Below are 19041 nucleotides of genomic sequence, written 5' to 3'. Positions count from 1 at the left end.
AATCAGATTTTACTTTTTAAGACGCGGTCAAAATCGTCAAAAATACGTTTAGCCAGATCGATGCCTTTCAGTCCGGCGGTATGCCAGGCCAGCATCTGGACGGGAACAATCAGCAGCAGCGGCGCCAGGTGATGTTCACACGGGCAGTTTAGCGCCAGCGTCTGCGCATCCTCTTCGTCGCTCAGCGTCAGCGTAAAGGCGCGGGCAATGGACGGCGCCATATAGTCCCGCAGCGCCCGGGTCCGCCCATCCGGCGCATCTTCAATAAACAGCATCACATGGCGGCAATTCGCCTCCAGATAGGGACCGTGCATATAAGCTTCCAGCTCAAAGCCGCTGGAAGGCACGCGCACCGTTTCGGTAAATTTAGTTTCAAACTCTTTCGCAACCCCAACCAGAGCGCCATAGCCGGTGGCGACAAAGCGCTCGCCGCCCCGCAGCGCTTCGCCATGCCTGTCGATAAACCGCGAGGTGCGGTCAATGACATCCGGGATCGCCGCTGCCAGCCGCTGCAGTTCGGCAAGATAGCGCTGCTCCTCGGCCTCGCTGGCTTTTCCCTGGCTACGGGCGATGGTCAGCGCCATCAGCAGCAAATTCAGCACCGTCGCGCTAAACCCTCTGGTGACAAACCCCACGCTCTCAATCCCGGTGTTGATATCCAGTATCCCGTCGCAGGCCCGGGCTATCGGGCTTTGCGGATCGGAGGTCAGAGCAAAAACCGGCAGGCTCAATGCCTGCACCTTACGCATCGCCTCCAGCGTTGAGGCGCTTTTACCGCTCTGCGAAATCGCCACCACCAGATCGGTATGCGGATCGACCGCCTCGTAGTGCGTAAAGTTGTACGGCTCTTTAATCTCAACCAGGACGCCGAAGCGCTGCTCAAAGAAATAGCGCGCGCACAGGGCGGCGTTCAGCGACGACCCGGTCGCCAACAGCAGAATGCGGCGCACCGGGTGCTGGCGGGCAAAAGTCTCAATCGCCGCCAGCTTTTGCCGGTAGTCGCGCAGGATCTGCGTCAGACAGGCCGACTCCTCGCTGATATAGGTCATCATCGTTGCTACCATTTTCGACTCCTGTTAAAACAAGCCAATCCACGAACCCAGAATGCCCACCAGCGCCATCCCCCCGATAATAGAGAGCGGTTTAACCTTGCGCCCCAGCAGCCAGTAAACGATGCCGAAACTTACCAGCGGCAGCATGCAGGGCAGAATGTCGTTGATAATGTCCTGCACTTGGGTTTTCGCCTCTCCGGCGCCGAATGAGATGGGGATGGTGATATCAATCATTGAAGCGGTCATCGCCCCGACCACCATCAGGCCGATAATCGACGCGCCGTAGGTCAGGCTCTCCATCATTCCGCTCTTCTGGATGCGCTGCAGTACCCCGGTGCCCAGCACATAGCCCCAGCGGGTAAAGAACCAGCGCACCAGGATGTGCGGCACGTTAAACACCAGCAGAAACAGGATGGGACCGAGAATGTTGCCTTTCAGCGCCAGGCTGGTGCCGATGCCGGTGGCGATCAGGCGCAGCGTGCCCCAGAAGAAGGAGTCCCCCAGCCCGGCCAGCGGCCCCATCAGCGACGCTTTGACGTTATCAATCGCGTTGGCGTCCATGTTCTTCTGCTGGCTATTCTTCTCCTCCATCGCCGCGGTGATCCCCAGCAGCAGGGTGACGATATGCGGCGTGGTATTGAAAAATACCAGATGTCGCTTTAACGCCCCGGCCAGCTCCTCTTTGCGCGGATACAGCTTTTTCAGCACCGGAATCAACGCGTAAACAAAGGCAAGATTCATCTGCCGCTCATAGTTCCAGGAGAACTCCATCTGGAAGGAGCGCCAGAAGACCCGGCGTAGATCGCGCGGCGTAATACGGGCTTCTTCCTGCGCCTGCAGCTGCAGAGTTTCGTCAGAAATCATCTTCGTCGTCATCGCTGACTCCTTGTTCTGTCGTCGTACGAGGTGAGCTCAACGCGGTGACGTTAACCATGACCACCGCCACAATAGCGCCGAGAATGGCGATGCCGGTTACCGGAATTTTCAGGTAGGCCATCAGCACGAAACCGAGGAAAAAGTACGGCGCAACTTTCTTATTAATCAGTAGCCTGGCGAGCATTGCGAAGCCGAGGGCCGGAATGATGCCGGTGGCGACGCTGAGCCCGTGTTTGATAAATTCCGGGATCGTGTCAAGCAGGGATTTCACCGCATTGCTGCCGACCAGGAATGACACGGTGACCACCGTGGCGAGCATCAGCGACAGCCCGAAGCCAGCAATCAAATGCATACGTTCAATGCCGCGGGTATCCGCCTGCTCCGCATAGCCGTCAGCCTTCTGGCTGAGCATCGGAATAAACATCCCCAGATAGACGTTTTTCAGGATCAGCGTCAGGGTGGCGATGGGCAGGCCAAGCAGCAGCGCCGTTTCCGTTCCCGCGCCGGAGGTAATGGCGAACGCCACGCCGAGAATACCGCCGGTTACTACATCAGGCGGAATCGATGCGCCGACCGAGAAAGAGCCAATAAAAGCCAGCTCAAGCGTCGCGCCCATGATGACGCCGGTTTGTACATCCCCCAGCACCAGCCCGGTCAGCAGCCCGGTCACGATAGGCCGCGAAATCAGCGACGTTCCTAATGCATATTCCGATTGCGCGATAAACGCCACCAGCCCCAGTAAGAGAGCCTCTACCATAATCTGTCCTCCGCGGAATTAAACGCATTCCGCAAAAAGCTGTTTGCGGTCGTTAGGGACCTGGCGAATCTCAACTTCGACGCCTTTCCCAACCAGTTGCTGCAGTTGCTCTATTTCTTCCGGGAGTAAATTAATCGCCTTAGAGATATTTTTACTGCCCTCTTTGGCTTTAATTCCGCCGAGATTAATACTTTTAATTTCCTCGACGGCGCTGGCAATCCGCCAGGCATCATTTACCGATTCCACGACGATAAACAGATTATATTTGTCGGTCACGCCGCTTTTTATCGATTCAATAGAGTCGTTAATATTTTTAATCACCAGTTTGACTGAAGGGGGTTTAGCGAGCTTAATCGTCGTTTTCCGTAGCTCATCATCTGGGACATTATCGTTGGCAATTAAAATGCAATCAGCGCCGACATACTGCGTCCAGGAAAAGGCAACCTGGCCGTGAAGTAATCGATGGTCAACCCTTAATAGCGTAATCATAGTGTTCCCTCATTTCAGAAGTCTTTATCAATAGTCATCGCACTGGCAATCGTCTGATTGCAGTACTGAATGCTCTCTTTGGCGCTTATTAATGCTTCAGAAATTAATTTTTCGGTATTCTCTTCGCCAGCTGAAATGAGCAAATCAATAATCAACGGCAGATTTAAGCCGGACAATAAATGAAAGTGCGGGCGCGATAGAAAGCGCACAAATTCATTATTGACGCTACCGGCGAAAATATCCGTAATCACAATCAGCTCATCCTGGGCGGGAAAACGCGCCAGCAGCGTCTCCACCTGCTGCGTGAGGTCGGCCTCCTCCTCGACGTAGGCGCACAGGGTATGAATATCCGGCTGTTTACCGAGGATCAGCTCCACGGAGTTCAGCAAACCGTTAGCAAAGGTGCCATGGCTGGCAAAAATATAGTGTCGTTTCATCCTTACCTCGAAAGCGCATTCCACTGCTTTCTTGATTGCAACCGGCGTGCCAGAAACAGTGGCGCGCCGGCTAGCGCAAGGATCAACTAATGAAAGGGATTAAAACTCTTGATCTTCCTGAATAAATTCAGTTTCCCGCGTCAGAATATCGTGAATGTAGTACAGCTCTACGGCGGGGATTTTGACACTATATCCACTCTCTATGACACTAAAAGCCTCGCGGAGCGTCGCCAGCTCGCTCTGCGGACACTGCCTTCCGGAATAATGGGATGGCGAGGCGTTGCGGATCAGGCGCTCTATCAGACAGCTGATATGCACATACAGCGCTACCTTGCGATCGTTAGGCACATCGCAGCCGGCCAGATGCTCATAGCGCAGTAAAAACTGCTCAACCTGATTGATCACTTTACCGGTATCGAGGATCGTCACCGACTCGATCACCCGGCGCAGCGAGAAATTCTTCAGGATCAGGTTATTGATTTCGCTGACCTGCTCAGCGGTGGCCAGCTCGCCGAAGATGCGCATCAGCGGGCGGCTCCCTTCGCCGGAGATTAACGAATCCAGCGAAATCCACGGCAGATCGGCAAGCTGCGGGTCCAGGGTTCCGACGATCGCCAGCACCTCATAGCGGCTCAGCATCGGCTGCCGCCGCGCGGGATCGGCGAGCGTCTCCACATCGCATGCCACAATATCGATCCCCAGCGCTTCAGGGATGCTGGCTTTTAACAGCGCCGACAGATTCGCCGCCGCTCCCAGGCCGGTGGCGCAGGTCGTAAGAATCGCCCGCGGTTTGTCCGCTTGCGGGTAATAGAGCTGATGCTCGATCGCGAGGTCACCGCGGATCTCCCGGACGATATCTTCCAGCATGTCGCCCTGCAAAATTCGCTCGCCGACGTACATCGCCATCCCGGTCGAGACGTTATTAATTATCGCCATCGGCGTCGTCAGCCGACGGTTAAAATGGCTATGAATGGCGTTCAGCGAACCCATATCGACCAGGATGACCAGTCCGGAGGCCAGCGCGTGACTCTCAATATAGGCCATCACCTGGTTAGCAATAGCCTCCGGCGTGACATCAAGCGGCATATCGAATGACTCAAACAGCTGGCTTTTCAGCAACCGGTTCGCCACGTTAGCGATACTGCTGGCGGTGGCGTAACCGTGGGCGAGGATAATTGCCCGGGTCACCTGCTGCTGGCTAATGGCGCCATTTTTCTGTAACCACAGCACCAGTAACAACAGGTCAATACGTCGGGGTTCAATGTCCAGCTTCAGCGCCAGCGCGGCGAGGATCTCTTCACAAAAGCGATACAGCAACGGATATTTTTGCGCCAGGAAATCCTCCAGCTGGCGGCTTTTCTCGTTGCTCATCGTCGACTGCGCCTGGCGGGAACGATGAATCAGGTAGTGGCTTAGAGCATAAATACAGTTGCCGTTAAACTGGATATTGAAGCGCTTTTCAAGGCGATAAAATTCCTCCCGCACCTGATGCGTTATCAGCAGCAGCATATGCGAACTCTGGGTATCGTGATTATCAAATATCAGCCGATCGAAGAGGGTTTCAATCTCCTCGCCCATGCTTTTTTGCGCTTCTTCCCAGAGCCTTTTTTTGCTCAGCACCGCCTCATACAGCGCGAGAACGCGGCACTGAGTATCATAAATCAGCCCCTGAACCGGGTCGCGCGCGCGCAGCAGCCAGACCAGGCTGGTCTGCGGTTCGATAAGCAGCGGCTCTTCATGGCCCATCGGTTCACTAAGCGCCGGCGTCGCGGCCATGATATTTTCCGGCAGATCGTGCAGCGTGACGTTCAGCTTCTCGCTGCCCGGAGCCCTGGCCCAGGCTGACGCAACGGCGTACTTAATCACGTTTTTTAGCTCACCGACGTTACCGCGATATACGTAGTGCGTCAGCACCTGCAAAAGCCGGGGCGTCAGCTGCAGCCGGGCGGCGAGCGTGCGCGCCTCCTGCCAGAAAAACTGCAGCGTGAGCGCTTCTTTCTCGTGGCGGCTGCGGGTCTGTAAATCAGGCAGGCTAACGAGGATCGGGATACGACGAATAAAGGTGGTCAGAAACGTGCTGTGAATATCTTCGGTAGTGGCAAACACCAGCCGCAGGGATATCGGCATCCCCTGCGCCGTTTCTCCCACCCGATAGATCTCTTTGCGATCCAGCCAGGTGAAGAGCTTCTCCTGTCCCTGCGCATCCAGGCGGTGGACTTCATCGAGAAACAGCACGCCGCCGTTTGCCGCTTCAAACGCCCCGGCTTTATCGCCCTGCGCGCCGGTAAACGCGCCTTTCACGTAGCCAAACAGGTTGGCGGCCAGCAGCTCCGGGTTGCTGGCATACTGGGCGCAGTTGAAGCTGACAAAGGGCGCATCGGGCGGCAGCAGTCCCTGGGCGATGGCAAACTCATGCATCAGCTCCGCCATATAGCTTTTGCCAGTTCCGCTGTCGCCGACGATCAGTAGCGGCAGGCCACCGTTGGGATAAAACAGCGCGGTTTTCATCTGTTCGATCGGCTTGCGCAGGCTACCGTCATGGCCGGTAAGCAATGAAAAATGATCCGCCTGCTCCGGCTGTCGATCGCTCTCCGCGAGCAGCTCCGCCATGCTGGCGTACTCGCTGCGGGAAAGGGGGAAAAACTGCTGGCAGAAGGCGGCTTTATGGAAAAAATAGACCGGACGGGTATTAATCTTTACCAGCACATCCTGGGCCACCAGCTGATTCAGATAGTGGCTGGCGGTATTTCTTTGCATGGCAAAACGCCGGGCCAGGTAGCCGGCGGTGAAGACCTCGCTCAGGTTATCCGGATCAAAAAAATCGGTCTGATTTTGCAGAAAAGCCAATAGTTCCGTTTTACGCATCGCATCCCCCTCTTCACCTTACAGGGGCTTATGATGCGGGAAATCCGCCAACCATTGGCGCTTAATTTATTTTTTGCGGTTCAGAGCACAAAAAAACGGCGCCCAAATCCGCGGACGCCGCACAACAAACCGACTACAGCCGCCTCAGGGCCTCCCGCATCCCCACGCTCAAAATCATTTCCAGATACCGCGTAACCTGATCGGCAAGCCCCGGAACGGTCGTCAGATCTTCACCCCAGTGCGCTGCATCCTGCAGGACTTCCGTGACCAGTTCATGCAGCGGGCGGCCGCGCGCCACCTGCGCCCATCCTTCGGCAAAACGGGTTAGCCAGACGTCATCATCCTGCAGCGGATAGGTCTGTCCCTCGCGCTGGCCGCGATAGAAGGCGATGAGCGCCGCCAGGGCAAACGTTAGCCGCGGCGGGATCGTGCCGTGCCGGCGAATATTCGTCAGCAGCTGCGGCAGGATCCGGGTACGAAACTTAGTCATGCCGTTCAGGGCGATGGAGAGCAGCTGATGGCGAATCCAGGGATTAAGAAAGCGTCCGGTCACGGCATCGGCAAACTGCCGTAGCTCATCGGCGGGTAAATCCAGCGCCGGGATAATCTCCTCGTCGATAGTTTGCTGCACATAATGGCGTATGGCCTGATCATGCATCGCTTCGCCAACGGTATCGACACCGCACAGCCACGCCACCGGCACCAGCGCGGTATGCGCGCCGTTAAGAATGGCAACCTTGCGCTCTTTGTAGGGCCGGATATCCTCTACGATACGGATATTGAGCGGGTAGCGATCTAGCCGCAGCGTCTCCGCCAGCGCCTGCGATCCCTGGATGACGAATAACCAATAGTATTCGGCGGTATCCAGGAAAGCATCATGGTAGCTCAGTTCCGCCTCCAGCTTTGCCGCTTCCTCGCGCGGATAACCGGTGACGATACGGTCAACCAGCGTTGAACAAAATGTATTGGCGGTCTCAACCCAGTCGCGAAAAGCCGCGGGCAGTTGCCACTCGTCGGCGTAGCGTAGTACCAGCGCCTTCAGGGCTTCGCCGTTGTAGTCGATCAGCTCACAGGGGATAATCGTCCACCCCTTATCCGCTGCGCCGTTGAAATGGCGGAAACGTTCGAGCAGCAGCTGGGTCAGCTTCGCCGGAAAGCTGACCGGCGGCTTATCGTCAGGCCGGTCCCCGGCATGATAGCTAATACCAGCTTCAGTGGTATTTGAAAATACGAACTCAATCGCCGGATTACGAGCCAGCGCCAGATAGCCAGCAAAATCCTGCCAGGGGTTGATCTCGTTATTAACGGAGCGAATAATCCGCGCTTCGCTCACCGCCTCGCCACGTTCGTCCAGCCCGCGGATCACCGTGGTGTAAAGTCCATCCTGGGTATTGAGCGACGGCGGAAACTCGGTGTTGATCGGGCGAATAATGGTCACCCCTGCCGCCAGATCGGTTTGCTCATTCAGCCGATCCAGCTGCCAGTCGATAAACGCCCGCAGGAAGTTGCCCTCGCCGAACTGAATCACGCGCGTCGGGTAGTGCGGCCCGGGAAAATCTTGTCTGTTTAACGATTTCATAGCCTTTCCTGCTAAAAATGAATGACGCCTTTAATAAGCTGGCGATTGTTAATCACTTCGCTTTCGTAAATCTCGGCCAGCGACCTGAAATCGTAACGGTGGGTCAGCATCATTCTGGCGGTCACTTTCCCCTCGGCCATTAGACGTCCGACTTTGGCGAAATCCTCTTCCGTCGCGTTACGGCTGCCCATCATGGTGGTCTCTTTCTTATGAAACTCCGGGTCCGGGAACTGCAGTTCACCTTTAAACAGGCCAACAAAAATGATGCTGCCGCCGTGACGGATTAAATTCACCGTGTTGTTCATCGCCTGCTGATTCCCCGTGGCATCGATCACCTTCTGCGCCAGCGAACCACCAAACATGTCACACAGCTGCTCGGTGAATTGCGGGTCAGAAGGGTCGAGCGTGGCCAGACCAAGGTGCTGCGCCACATGGTCGCGCCGCGCCGGGCTGGTATCCGCCACCACCACCTGCGCCCCGTCGGCTTTAGCGATAGCCGCCGCCCCGAGACCAATGGGTCCCGCGCCGACCACCAGCACCTGCTCTCCCGGCTGGATAGCGGCGCGACGCACCGCGTGGGCGCTGATGGCGAAAGGCTCAATCAGCGCTGCGGCTTCCGGCTCGACGTCATCCACCACCAGCAGATTTTTTACCGGCACGCAGAGGTACTCGCTAAACCCGCCGTCCCGATGCACGCCGATCACCGAAATTTTCTCGCAGCAATTAGTCCTGCCGCTCAAACAGGCCGGACACTGACGGCAGGCAACGTAAGGTATGACGACTACCTGCTGTCCGCTTTTCAAGTTAAGAATATTTTTACCGAGACCGATAATCTCGCCGCATATTTCATGTCCGAGCACGCGTGGATAACTAAAAAAAGGTTGATTCCCTCCCCAGGCGTGAATATCCGTACCACAAATCCCCACCGTTTTTATTTTAATGAGCACTTCATCATCACCGGGAATGGGAATCTGGCGTTTTTCCCAGCGCAATATTTTAGGTTCCTGACAAACTAATGTATTCATCGACGTCATAATAATTGCCTCCGTATTTGTTGGCTTAGATATCGATGAAAAACAGAGGTGAGAATAAATTCATTGCAAAAATTGTGAAATCTCACGCACAAAACTGTTTTAAATCCGGCTTTAATAGCTAAAAAAATGGAGATGTATAATGAGCCGCTCGCAAAACCTTCGTCACAACGTCATTAACCAGGTCATTAACGATATGGCGCGCGGCTTTCTTCCGTCGCCGCTGCCCTCACAAAGTGCGCTGGCGGAGATGTACAACATCAGCCGCACCACCGTGCGCCATATCCTCAGCCACCTGTGCGAGCGGGGCGTATTGCGTCAGAACGCTCGGGATTATCAGATCCTTCGCCAGCCGGAGATGCAGGACGGCTTCGATGGCTCCAGCGCCTCGCTGGCCGAGCAGAACCGTCTCTTTGAGCAGGCGTTTTTCACCATGATTAACCAGCGCCAGCTGCGCGCCGGAGAGATGTTTTCCGAGCTGCAGCTGGCGCGTGCTGCCGGCGTCAGTCCGGTCGTAGTGAGGGAATTTTTGTTGAAATTCAGCCGCTACAACCTGATTGAAAGCGAAAAGCGCGGCCAGTGGAACATGAAGAAATTTGAGCAATCCTGGGCTGAGCAGCTGTTCGAGCTGCGGGAAATGCTGGAAACCCACGCGCTTCAGCATTTTCTCAATCTCCCGGACAACGACGCCCGCTGGCTGCAGGCGAAAACCCTGCTTGAGCGCCATCGCGCACTGCGTGACAGCATCGGCGACAGCTTTCGTATGTTTTCCCAGCTCGATCGCGACTTTCACTCGCTGCTCCTGTCCGCGGCTGAGAATATATTTTTCAATCAATCGCTTGAGATTATTTCCGTGATTTTCCACTTTCACTATCAGTGGGATGAGAGTGACCTTAAACAGCGTAATATCATCGCCATTGATGAACATATGACCATCCTGAGCGCGCTTATCTGCCGCAGCGATCTGGACGCTAATCTGGCGCTGCGTAACCACCTGAACTCGGCGAAGCAATCGATGATTAACTCGCTCAGGCAGAGCGAATCCCTGGCTCATTAAGTACCGATTAAAAACAGAAAATGATTATCAGCAGCACAGTTCTCAAAACATAATCCAGTGCCAGAAAAAAGGTTATTTATGCTGAAAACAAGTCGACTTACTTTACTGTGAAATAGGTGGGTGGGTTTAAACCATTCGATGTCACTTGTCGTTCAAATAGAATAACCAGGAGTCAGGCGTGGAATCACGAAATATAACTATCGACCCGCAGACAACCTTTGATAAAGGAAAGGCGGAGACTGCCAGCGTTCCGTTAAATAATACGTTAACGCGCAGCGCGCGCATTAAAAAAATTCAGACAACGGCAATGATCCTGTTATTTCTGGCGGCGGTGATTAACTACCTCGACAGAAGTTCATTGTCCGTCGCGAACTTAACGATTCGCGAAGAGCTGGGGCTCAGCGCCACCGAAATCGGCGCATTGCTGTCCGTTTTCTCGTTGGCCTACGGCATCGCCCAGCTCCCCTGCGGGCCGCTGCTGGACCGTAAAGGCCCGCGCATCATGCTGGGGCTGGGCATGTTTTTCTGGTCGCTGTTCCAGGCGGTCTCCGGGATGGTACATAGCTTTACCCAGTTCGTGCTGGTGCGTATCGGCATGGGGATCGGCGAAGCGCCGATGAACCCGTGCGGCGTCAAGGTGATCAACGACTGGTTTAATATTAAAGAGCGCGGCCGCCCGATGGGCTTCTTTAACGCCGCCTCGACGATTGGCGTCGCGATCAGCCCGCCGATCCTTGCCGCCATGATGCTGATGATGGGCTGGCGCTGGATGTTCATTACCATCGGCGTGCTGGGGATCTTCGTTGCTATCGGCTGGTATATGCTCTATCGCAACCGGGAGGATGTCCCCCTCGCCGCCGATGAGCAGGCCTACCTTAATGCCGGAAGCGTCAACGTTCGCCGCGACCCGCTGAGCTTTGCCGAATGGCGCAGCCTGTTTAAAAACAAAACCATGTGGGGAATGATGCTGGGCTTCAGCGGCATCAACTATACCGCCTGGCTGTATCTGGCCTGGCTGCCGGGCTACCTGCAAACGGCGTATAACCTCGATCTGAAAAGTACCGGGTTTATGGCCGCCATTCCTTTTCTGTTCGGCGCCGCCGGTATGCTCATCAACGGTTACGTTACCGACTGGCTGGTTAAAGGCGGCATGGCGCCGATCAAAAGCCGTAAAATTTGTATTATTGCCGGGATGTTCTGCTCCGCCGCGTTTACGCTGATCGTGCCACATGCCACCACCTCTATCGCTGCGGTGCTGTTAATCGGCATGGCGCTGTTCTGCATCCACTTTGCCGGTACTTCCTGCTGGGGATTGATTCACGTCGCGGTGGCATCAAGAATGACCGCGTCCGTCGGCAGCATCCAGAACTTCGCCAGCTTTATCTGCGCCTCCTTCGCGCCGGTAGTGACCGGGTTTATTGTCGATACCACCCACTCATTCCAGCTGGCGCTGGTGATCTGCGGCTGCGTCACCGCCCTCGGCGCGCTGGCCTATATCTTCCTGGTCCGTCAGCCGATTAGCGACCCGCGTAACGGCTGAATCTTAACGCCCTGCTGATGGCAGGGCGCTCAGCGTTGCGCTCATTTCATACTGTTTTAATACCCCAGGCGTATAGCCGGCGGTCTGGAACAGGGGCGTAAAGCGTTCCGGGATGGTCACCGAGGTCCCGAGCCCTGGAAACTGTCGGGCAAGCGCCATCAGCATTTCCCGCCCTAGCCCGCGCCCGCGTGCGGCGGGCTCGACCCATAAAAACTGCAGCTGCGGCCTGCTGGATAAGGTCGCCAGCACGGCGAAAGCCTGCTGATGGAGGCTCAGCGCCCGGCACGGCAGGGTGCTGAAGGTGAGCGGGTCCATCAGCCACGGCAGCTGGCCATTAAGCTCGGCGCCGGCCCTGCGCGTCAGCGCCAGCACGTCATACTCCTGCAATACGGATGACTCCTCGCTCGCGGTCTGCGCGCTCAGATAGCCGCACAGCCCGTGCCGCACCTCGAAGCCCAGCGAGTGATACAGCGCTACCGCAGCGTGGTTATCGCGAATAACCTCCAGCCACATCCGCCGTACGCCCTGCTCGCGCAATGCATCCAGCAGCGACCCCATCAGCCGGCGTCCGACGCCCTTTCCGCGATACGCGGGTCGCATCGCAAATGCCGCCAGCCTGGCTTCATCGCCGCGCCGGGCGACAACGGCCATCGCCGCAGGGACATCACCATCCAGCCAGACGCAGGAATCCAGCAGGCTCAGCCCTTCGGCGCTAAAACGCTGGACAAAAACCTCTACCGACAGCGTGACGGGAACCAGGTAATCTTCGAAACAGTCGCAAAGGATCGTCGTCAGCTGCGCGACGCTAAACTGAGTGGCGGAAACGGCGGTAAGCTCCATACATTTCTCCCGGAGGCTGCTATGCTGAGGTGATGAAAACTAACACTATAACCGCCGCCGCGACGTTACGCCTGACTGAGGAGAGAGACATCCCTCTTCTGCCCGCCATTGAGCGCTCGGCGGCCCAGGCTTTTCGCCAGATTCCGGCGCTGGCCTGGCTGGCGGAAAGCGAAGTGATAAGCCCCGAGCGCCACCGGCTGTTCCTTGAAACTGACCACAGCCTGCTGGCCGTGGCCGATGACCAACCGATAGGCTTCCTGCTGAGCGAACCGCTGGATGATGCGCTGTTTATCGTCGAGATCGCCGTTCATCAGGCATGGCAGGGGCGAGGCATTGGCCGCATGATGCTGGAGCAGGTCATTGAGACAGCCCGCCAGGCGGCTTATCCGGCGGTCACGCTCACCACCTTCCGCGATGTGCCCTGGAACGCGCCGTTTTACACGCGACTGGGGTTTTCAATGTTAAGTGAGCGAAGACTACTGGCGGGACTGGCGGCAAAAAGGGAGCTGGAAACGGAACACGGTCTGCCGCCGGAGACGCGCTGCGCCATGCGCCTAACGCTGTAGCCTCCGGCGCTGATTTCAGCGGCGGAATATGGTACAAAGTATCATTGATAACTTACCTGTTGATACCCGTATGTCCTGGTCAATCGATATCATTTCCTGCATAACCGATCGCTTTGTGGAACTCACGGCGACCGAAAAGCGCATCGCGCAGTTCATTCTCGATGATGTCGCGGCGGCGGCGGAGCTGCCCATCGCGGAGATGGCGCGTCTGACCCACACCAGCCAGGCCTCCGTTACCCGCTTTGCCCGGGCGCTCGGCTGTAAAGACGTCCGCGAGCTGAAGATGAGGCTCGCGCAATCTCTGGCGGTCGGACAGCGATTTATCCTCGATGTCCCGGACCTTGAGGGCGTACAGGGGATCTACGAGTCGATCATCGGCGTGCTGGAAACCAACCGCCGGGCGCTGGACATTGAAGCGCTGAAGCGTGCGGTGAGCTGGCTGAGCGACGCGCGGCAGATCCTGGCGCTCGGGATGGGCGGCGGCTCTACCATCTGCGCTCAGGAGATCCAGTATCGCCTGTTTCGCCTCGGCCTCCCGGTTGTCAGCCAGAACGACGGTCTGCTGGTGCGCATGATGAGCTCGGCGGTGACGCCAAAGGATGTGGTTATCGTGCTGTCGTTGGGCGGCTATACCCAGGAAATCATCGAGAGCGCGGCGATTGCCAGGCAGTACGGCGCAAAGGTCATTGCCATCACCCCCGCCGGAACGCCGCTGGCGGAGCAGGCGGATCTGGTGCTGCCGCTGCTGGTGCGCGAAAACGACTACATTTTCAAGCCCAGCACCTCACGCTATGCGATGCTGGCGATGGTTGACGTGCTGGCCACCGAACTGGCGATGGCCAACAAAACTCAGGCAAAAGGCAGACTGCGCCGGATTAAGCTGGCGCTCGACAGCCACCGCGGCGGCGTCGATCGCCAGCCGCTGGGCGATTAACCGCAGCGGGCGGCGGCGATAAACCTCTCCGCCTGCTGACGGGTACGTTCCACGGCCTGCCCGGCGCGATACAGATCGCTTCCCAGGCCAGCGCCGGCGCACCCTGCCTCAACCCAGCTTGCCAGATTCTCCGGCGTCACGCCGCCGACCGCCAGCACCGGCACCTCCGACGGCAGCACCGCTTTCAGCGCCCGAATGTAGTCCGGGCCAAAAGTGGAAGACGGGAAAATTTTCAACCACTGCGCCCCGGCATCCAGCGCGTTAAACGCCTCGGTCGCGGTGGCGCACCCGGCGCAAACCCGCATTCCGCACGCCACCGCCCGGCGGATCGTCGTCGGCTCAGTATTCGGCGTCACGATAAGCTTCGCTCCGGCATCGGCCAGAAAATCGACCTGTTCCACCTTAAGTACCGTTCCCGCGCCAATCACCGCCTGCTCGCCAAAGCGCGCGACCATCTGCGGAATACTCTGCTGCCAGTCCGGCGAATTGAGCGGAATTTCGATATAGCGAAATCCTGCCTCTATCAGCGTCTCAATATGCTCCGCTGCCTCAGCGGGGCGAATACCGCGTAAAATCGCCACCAGTTTAATCTTGTCCATGCATTATCCTCGCCATGCCGCTCAGCAGCGCCTCATCGCCGCTGCAGCTGTTAACCGTCATTCCGCGCGCCTTCATCGCCCGACTGTAGCGGGCATTCAGCGCCGGGTCGCCAACCAGCGTGACGCTAGAGGTACGGTAACGCTGCCCCAGGGTCGCCACTTCCGCGCCAATCAGCAGCCCGGAGAGATAGTCGCTGACCGAGGTCGCGGCCAGACCTCCCAGCACCCGGGCGGCCCTGGCGACAAACAGTTCGCTAATCAGCGACGGCTGCGCCAGTCCTTTTTCCAGCCCCCGTTCAAACGCCGTCTCGTCCGGCTGCTGGACCGGCAGCCCTTTGCCGATCAGCGATTGCGTCATCAGCAGATGATGCAGTTCACCGGTCATCGCCGTGGCAAAATGACGCACCGCGCCGTTCGCCACCTGTACCCATTTGCAATGGGTGCCCGGCAGCACGTAACACTCCGCCGGCGCCAGCTGCCAGGCCCCCAGCAGCTGCGTCTCTTCGCCGCGCATCACGTTGAAATCCCCGTCCTGTTCAATCTTGAGGCCGGGAATAATCCACACACCTTCAGCAACGGCGCATAGCTGCTGCCCTGGCGCGTCGATCGCTGCCGGACAGTCCAGATACGGTACCGCTTGCCAGCCCGCATCGCTGCCGATCATCCCGGCCATCAGCACCGGCAGCGCCTCCGCGCCGCGCCAGGGGGCCAAATGCTCCACGAATACGTCGGCAGGCGCTCGTCCGTTCAGGCGGGTGATACCCAGCGGCAGCTGCTTTGTTTCGACGCACTGGCCATTGCGAATCAGCCAGCCGCGCAGCTGGGTAGAGCCCCAGTCGACGGCAATATAGTCCTTCATTGTGCTTCTCCTGAGACCTGCACCGTCGTCTTCGCCGGCATCGCCTGACCTTCACGCTCTTGCGTGATCATTTCCAGCGCCTGCTCACGGCTAACTTTGCTGGCTGGCGTCAAGAGGGTGACAAAAATCGCGAAAACAAAGCTGCCGACGACCGACGGAATGCACGGGTTCCCCCAGTAAGCCAGCCAGTCGGCTTTCATCAGAACCACAAGAGAAACCAGCATGCCGCTCAGCAGCGCGGTAAACGCGCCCTGCCAGTTGAAGCGCAGCCAGAAGCGGCCGAGAATCGAACAGACGAACAGACCGGACATCAGCATGGAGATCATTTTGGTGATATAGCTGATGATATCGTTCGAGGTCAGGGCGAAGATCATCGCCAGGCCGATAACGAACGCCAGCATCCAGCGGGAGAGCGTTATCGCCTTATGCGCCGGCGGCATTTTTCCGGTAACAAGGGTGTAGACATCACGCATCATGATGGCCACGGCGGCTATCGCGTCAGAGCTGGCCGAGGACATGGTGGCCGATAGTCCGGCAATCAGCACCACCAGCCCGAGGATCGCCGGTAAGAAGCTGGTGGCGAACAGGAAGGCGTAATTACTGTTCTCGAGATTGGGGTTCATGGTCCATGCCGCCATGCCGATAATCGCCGGCAGCACCGAGAAAAACAGATACAGCACGCCGGTATAGACAAACGAGCGGCGCACCGAAGAGACATCTTTCCCCGAGTAAATACGCTGGCGATAGGAAGGGGTCGCCAGCACGCCGACGCCGATGACCATCGCCAGCGATAGCGCCGGAATGGCCCCCAGTTTATCGACCGCAAACAGGCTCATCGCCTTGGGATCCATCGCCTGGACGATGGCATCCCATCCCCCGACGTGAACCACCGCCAGAATTGCCATCAGGATAAAACCGAAAAACAGAATTAATGCCTGAATGGTATCCGTCCACACCACCGCAGAATAACCGCCGATGATGACGTAAATCGCAAAGGCCAGAGCGATAATAATTTTCGCTAGCGTCAGATTTATTCCCGTCGCCCAGGATAAATACATGCTGCCGCCAAGAATATGCGCCCCCAGCCAGCCAATAGAGGCCACAAATATCATTATGCCGACGATATTTTTAATTAAATGACTACCGCCAGTATAATAAGAAAGCTCTTCGCTCATGGTCATAAAGCGCAGCTTGCGCACCGGGGCGAACAGCCAGGCGACCAGCAAAATACCGATGGCCCCGCCCACGCCGTACAGCATCCCGGCCCAGCCGTTGCTGTAGCCGAAGCCAACCGCGCCCATGCTTGAACCGGTGCCCACCATGGTCGCCACGGTAGAGCCCAGGGTCAGAAACAGCGGTAAGGAACGGCCGCCGAGTAAAAAATCTTCACCGCTTTTTTGATTACGCGACACGTACCAGCCAAGCCAAATCATGGCCAGCGCGTAAATAATAAAGCCGACTAAAAAGATATGACTATTCATAATTCACATCCTGCCAGTTGAGTAGGTAAAAGGTAAAAGGCTACGAAGCGCTGAATGAATTCAGCGCTCAAAAATCCTGTTTATATTTCTGGTTAATAAATTTTTATACGCGAGCCGCGTTATAACAGGTCACATCCACTTCAACTTTACAATCCACTACCAGGTCCGCTACGCAGCAGATACGGGCAGGCGGATTGTCGCCAAAGAACTCGCGGAATACTTTATTGAAAGACTGAAAATAGCGCGCATCGGTGAGGATCACCTTGACGTGCACCACGTCGGCCAGGGTGTAGCCCGCTTCGGTCATGATATCCACACAGTTCTGAATCGCCAGACGCGCCTGGTCAACGATGCCCCCTTCCACCACTTCACCCTCCTTCATCGGCGTCTGGCCGGAAACGTACAGCCAGTCCCCCGCCTCCACCGCGCGCGCGAACGGCAGATGCTGCCCACCGGTCCCGGTACCGCCCTCAACGCCATAACGTTTAATGCTCATTTTTCTCTCCTTAGTTCATTCGGCGGCGCAGGAAACGCCCTGCGCGCCCGGTAATCTTTTTATCGCTGCCGTAGCTCATCACGCCGTTAACCATCACCGCCTCGATACCGTCCGCCGGTTGTTTCGGGTCGGAGAAGCTGGCGACATCGCGCACCGTCTGCGGATCAAACAGCACCAGATCGGCAAAATAGCCCACTTTCACCAGCCCACGCTCTGCCAGCTGGAAACGCGCCGCCGACAGACCGGTCATTTTGTGGATAGCGGTGGTCAGCGGAAACAGCCGTTCATCTCGGCAGTAGTGGCCCAGGACCCGCGGGAACGCGCCCCATAGCCGCGGGTGCGGCATCGGGTCGTTCGGCAGACCGTCTGAGCCGATCATGGTCACCGGATAACGCAGTACCCGCCGCACGTCCTGCTCGTCCATGTTGTAGTAGATGGCGCCTGCGGGCATCAGCCGCGCTGCCGCCTCGTGCAGGCTAACCTGCCAGCCGTCAGCAATCTGCTGCAGGGTTTTTCCGGCCTGCTCGGGCTGCGCTTCCGACCAGGTAATGACGATATCGAACTCATCGGTGACCTGCTTCATATCCAGCGTCGACGAGCTGGCAGAGTACGGGTAGCAGTCGCAGGCGATCTCCTGGCGCTGGCGCATCTCATCGAAGAAAGCCAGCGTCTCCTTCGTGCGACCCCAGTTTTTCGCGCCGGCGCACTTATGGTGCGATACCACCACCGGTACGTTACCGTGGCGGCCAATGCGGAACGCCTCGTCGAGCGCCTCCAGAATCGGTTCGAACTCCGAACGCAGGTGGGTAGTATAAATTCCCCCTTCTGCCGCCAGCTCCTCGGCCAGCGCCATCACCTCTTCAGTAGTGGACTGAAACGCGCTGGCGTAGGCCAGCCCGCTACTCAGCCCCAGCGCGCCCTGACGCAGCGCGTCGCGCAGCTGCACCCGCATTCCGGCAATCTCGGTTTCCGTCGCCGGGCGGAACAGATCGTCCATATGGTTATTACGCAGCGCGGTATGGCCAATCAGCGTGCCGACGTTTAATGACGGCTTAGCGGTCTCCACCGCGTGGGCATAAGCGTCAACGGTGGGATAAACAAAGTGCTCCTCCTCACCCAGAAGATTCATCGGGTCCGGTACGCCGTCGCGCATGGTCGCCGTCGCCGCGCTGATCCCGCAGTTGCCGACAATCACCGTCGTCACCCCCTGGCTCAGCTTCGGTAAATACTCCGGCATACGGATGACGTTGATATCGTCATGGGTATGCACATCGATAAATCCGGGAGCCAGCACGCGCCCCTGCCCGTCAATCACCTGCTCCGCCGCCAGGTTCAGCGCCGGGGCCATATCCACAATTCGATCGCCCTTCACCGCCACGTCGCCGCGAAACTGTGGTCCGCCGCTGCCGTCAATGACCGTGACGTTTTTGAAAAGCCAGTTAACTTTCATCGCAATTACTCCCTTTCAACTCTGCCGACAAGTAAACCATTTACAAGGCGGAAAAACAGTGGAAAACTACGCAAAAACCAGATCAAATTGTGATACTTTTATTCACAAAGAACATAAACAAATTATATATTCT

18 protein-coding genes are annotated in these 19041 nt (G+C 57.2%); 4 read left to right on the top strand and 14 right to left on the bottom strand.

Annotated elements, in window-relative coordinates:
- Positions 1 to 2 precede the first annotated feature (2 nt).
- The 8 genes from K2184_RS18620 to K2184_RS18585 form a co-directional block, all read right to left on the bottom strand.
- Positions 3 to 1064, bottom strand: a complete 1062-nt coding sequence (locus tag K2184_RS18620; protein ID WP_004108501.1) for an SIS domain-containing protein — start codon at positions 1062 to 1064, stop codon at positions 3 to 5.
- A 12-nt stretch (positions 1065 to 1076) separates the two neighbouring features.
- Positions 1077 to 1928, bottom strand: coding sequence for a PTS system mannose/fructose/sorbose family transporter subunit IID (locus tag K2184_RS18615; RefSeq protein WP_163525707.1), 852 nt, complete (start codon positions 1926 to 1928; stop codon positions 1077 to 1079).
- Positions 1906 to 2685 (bottom strand): PTS mannose/fructose/sorbose/N-acetylgalactosamine transporter subunit IIC, encoded by a 780-nt coding sequence (locus tag K2184_RS18610; protein ID WP_032728862.1) that lies wholly within the window; start codon positions 2683 to 2685, stop codon positions 1906 to 1908. Before K2184_RS18610 ends, K2184_RS18615 begins: the two co-directional genes overlap by 23 nt.
- 18 nt (positions 2686 to 2703) lie before the next feature.
- Entirely contained in the window at positions 2704 to 3174 is a 471-nt protein-coding gene (locus tag K2184_RS18605; RefSeq protein WP_004108507.1) for a PTS sugar transporter subunit IIB, read from the bottom strand.
- A 14-nt stretch (positions 3175 to 3188) separates the two neighbouring features.
- Positions 3189 to 3611: a PTS sugar transporter subunit IIA gene (locus tag K2184_RS18600; RefSeq protein ID WP_004108510.1), complete on the bottom strand. Its 423-nt coding sequence runs from the start codon at positions 3609 to 3611 to the stop codon at positions 3189 to 3191.
- 99 nt (positions 3612 to 3710) lie between these two features.
- Entirely contained in the window at positions 3711 to 6476 is a 2766-nt protein-coding gene (locus K2184_RS18595; protein ID WP_064351903.1) for a sigma 54-interacting transcriptional regulator, read from the bottom strand.
- A gap of 133 nt (positions 6477 to 6609) precedes the next feature.
- Positions 6610 to 8055, bottom strand: a complete 1446-nt coding sequence (locus K2184_RS18590) for a tagaturonate reductase (protein ID WP_196552823.1) — start codon at positions 8053 to 8055, stop codon at positions 6610 to 6612.
- 11 nt (positions 8056 to 8066) lie between these two features.
- The gene (locus K2184_RS18585) at positions 8067 to 9089 is read right to left on the bottom strand and encodes a zinc-binding alcohol dehydrogenase family protein (protein ID WP_004110354.1); all 1023 of its coding nucleotides are present in this window, start codon (positions 9087 to 9089) and stop codon (positions 8067 to 8069) included.
- A 139-nt stretch (positions 9090 to 9228) separates the two neighbouring features.
- Between K2184_RS18585 and K2184_RS18580 the strand changes: the two genes are divergently transcribed.
- Together K2184_RS18580 and K2184_RS18575 are read left to right on the top strand one after the other, a co-directional pair.
- Positions 9229 to 10143: a GntR family transcriptional regulator gene (locus K2184_RS18580; protein WP_004108518.1), complete on the top strand. Its 915-nt coding sequence runs from the start codon at positions 9229 to 9231 to the stop codon at positions 10141 to 10143.
- 178 nt (positions 10144 to 10321) lie between these two features.
- Positions 10322 to 11683 (top strand): MFS transporter, encoded by a 1362-nt coding sequence (locus K2184_RS18575; RefSeq protein WP_163525709.1) that lies wholly within the window; start codon positions 10322 to 10324, stop codon positions 11681 to 11683.
- 3 nt (positions 11684 to 11686) lie between these two features.
- Here the strand turns inward: K2184_RS18575 and K2184_RS18570 are convergent, their stop codons facing one another.
- On the bottom strand, positions 11687 to 12523 hold the full coding sequence (locus K2184_RS18570; RefSeq protein ID WP_004108522.1) for a GNAT family N-acetyltransferase: 837 nt from the start codon (positions 12521 to 12523) through the stop codon (positions 11687 to 11689).
- 32 nt (positions 12524 to 12555) lie between these two features.
- Between K2184_RS18570 and K2184_RS18565 the strand changes: the two genes are divergently transcribed.
- Positions 12556 to 13089, top strand: coding sequence for a GNAT family N-acetyltransferase (locus tag K2184_RS18565; RefSeq protein WP_004110351.1), 534 nt, complete (start codon positions 12556 to 12558; stop codon positions 13087 to 13089).
- Positions 13090 to 13159: 70 nt separating this feature from the next.
- Positions 13160 to 14023, top strand: coding sequence for a MurR/RpiR family transcriptional regulator (locus K2184_RS18560; protein ID WP_026055990.1), 864 nt, complete (start codon positions 13160 to 13162; stop codon positions 14021 to 14023).
- On the opposite strand, the gene K2184_RS18555 is transcribed toward K2184_RS18560, so the two are convergent.
- The 5 genes from K2184_RS18555 to K2184_RS18535 all read right to left on the bottom strand — a co-directional run bounded on the left by K2184_RS18555 (position 14020) and on the right by K2184_RS18535 (position 18908).
- A complete protein-coding gene (locus tag K2184_RS18555) occupies positions 14020 to 14622 on the bottom strand; it encodes a 2-dehydro-3-deoxy-6-phosphogalactonate aldolase (RefSeq protein ID WP_064370950.1) in 603 nt (200 codons plus the stop codon). The genes K2184_RS18560 and K2184_RS18555 overlap by 4 nt on opposite strands.
- Complete coding sequence (locus K2184_RS18550; protein WP_163525710.1) at positions 14609 to 15481, bottom strand: 2-dehydro-3-deoxygalactonokinase; 873 nt, start codon at positions 15479 to 15481, stop codon at positions 14609 to 14611. The genes K2184_RS18555 and K2184_RS18550 overlap by 14 nt, the downstream gene beginning before the upstream one ends.
- Positions 15478 to 16962: a sodium:solute symporter family protein gene (locus K2184_RS18545; RefSeq protein WP_064345413.1), complete on the bottom strand. Its 1485-nt coding sequence runs from the start codon at positions 16960 to 16962 to the stop codon at positions 15478 to 15480. Before K2184_RS18545 ends, K2184_RS18550 begins: the two co-directional genes overlap by 4 nt.
- Before the next feature lie 103 nt (positions 16963 to 17065).
- Entirely contained in the window at positions 17066 to 17458 is a 393-nt protein-coding gene (locus K2184_RS18540; RefSeq protein ID WP_163525711.1) for a RidA family protein, read from the bottom strand.
- 10 nt (positions 17459 to 17468) lie between these two features.
- On the bottom strand, positions 17469 to 18908 hold the full coding sequence (locus K2184_RS18535) for an N-acyl-D-amino-acid deacylase family protein (RefSeq protein WP_163525712.1): 1440 nt from the start codon (positions 18906 to 18908) through the stop codon (positions 17469 to 17471).
- Positions 18909 to 19041 lie beyond the last annotated feature (133 nt).

It is taken from the genome of Klebsiella sp. K5-306 (genome assembly GCF_051835185.1).
Taxonomy (GTDB): domain Bacteria; phylum Pseudomonadota; class Gammaproteobacteria; order Enterobacterales; family Enterobacteriaceae; genus Klebsiella; species Klebsiella oxytoca.
The sequence above is the reverse complement of the archived record's forward strand: the minus strand, read 5'-3'. Positions and strand labels throughout refer to the sequence as shown.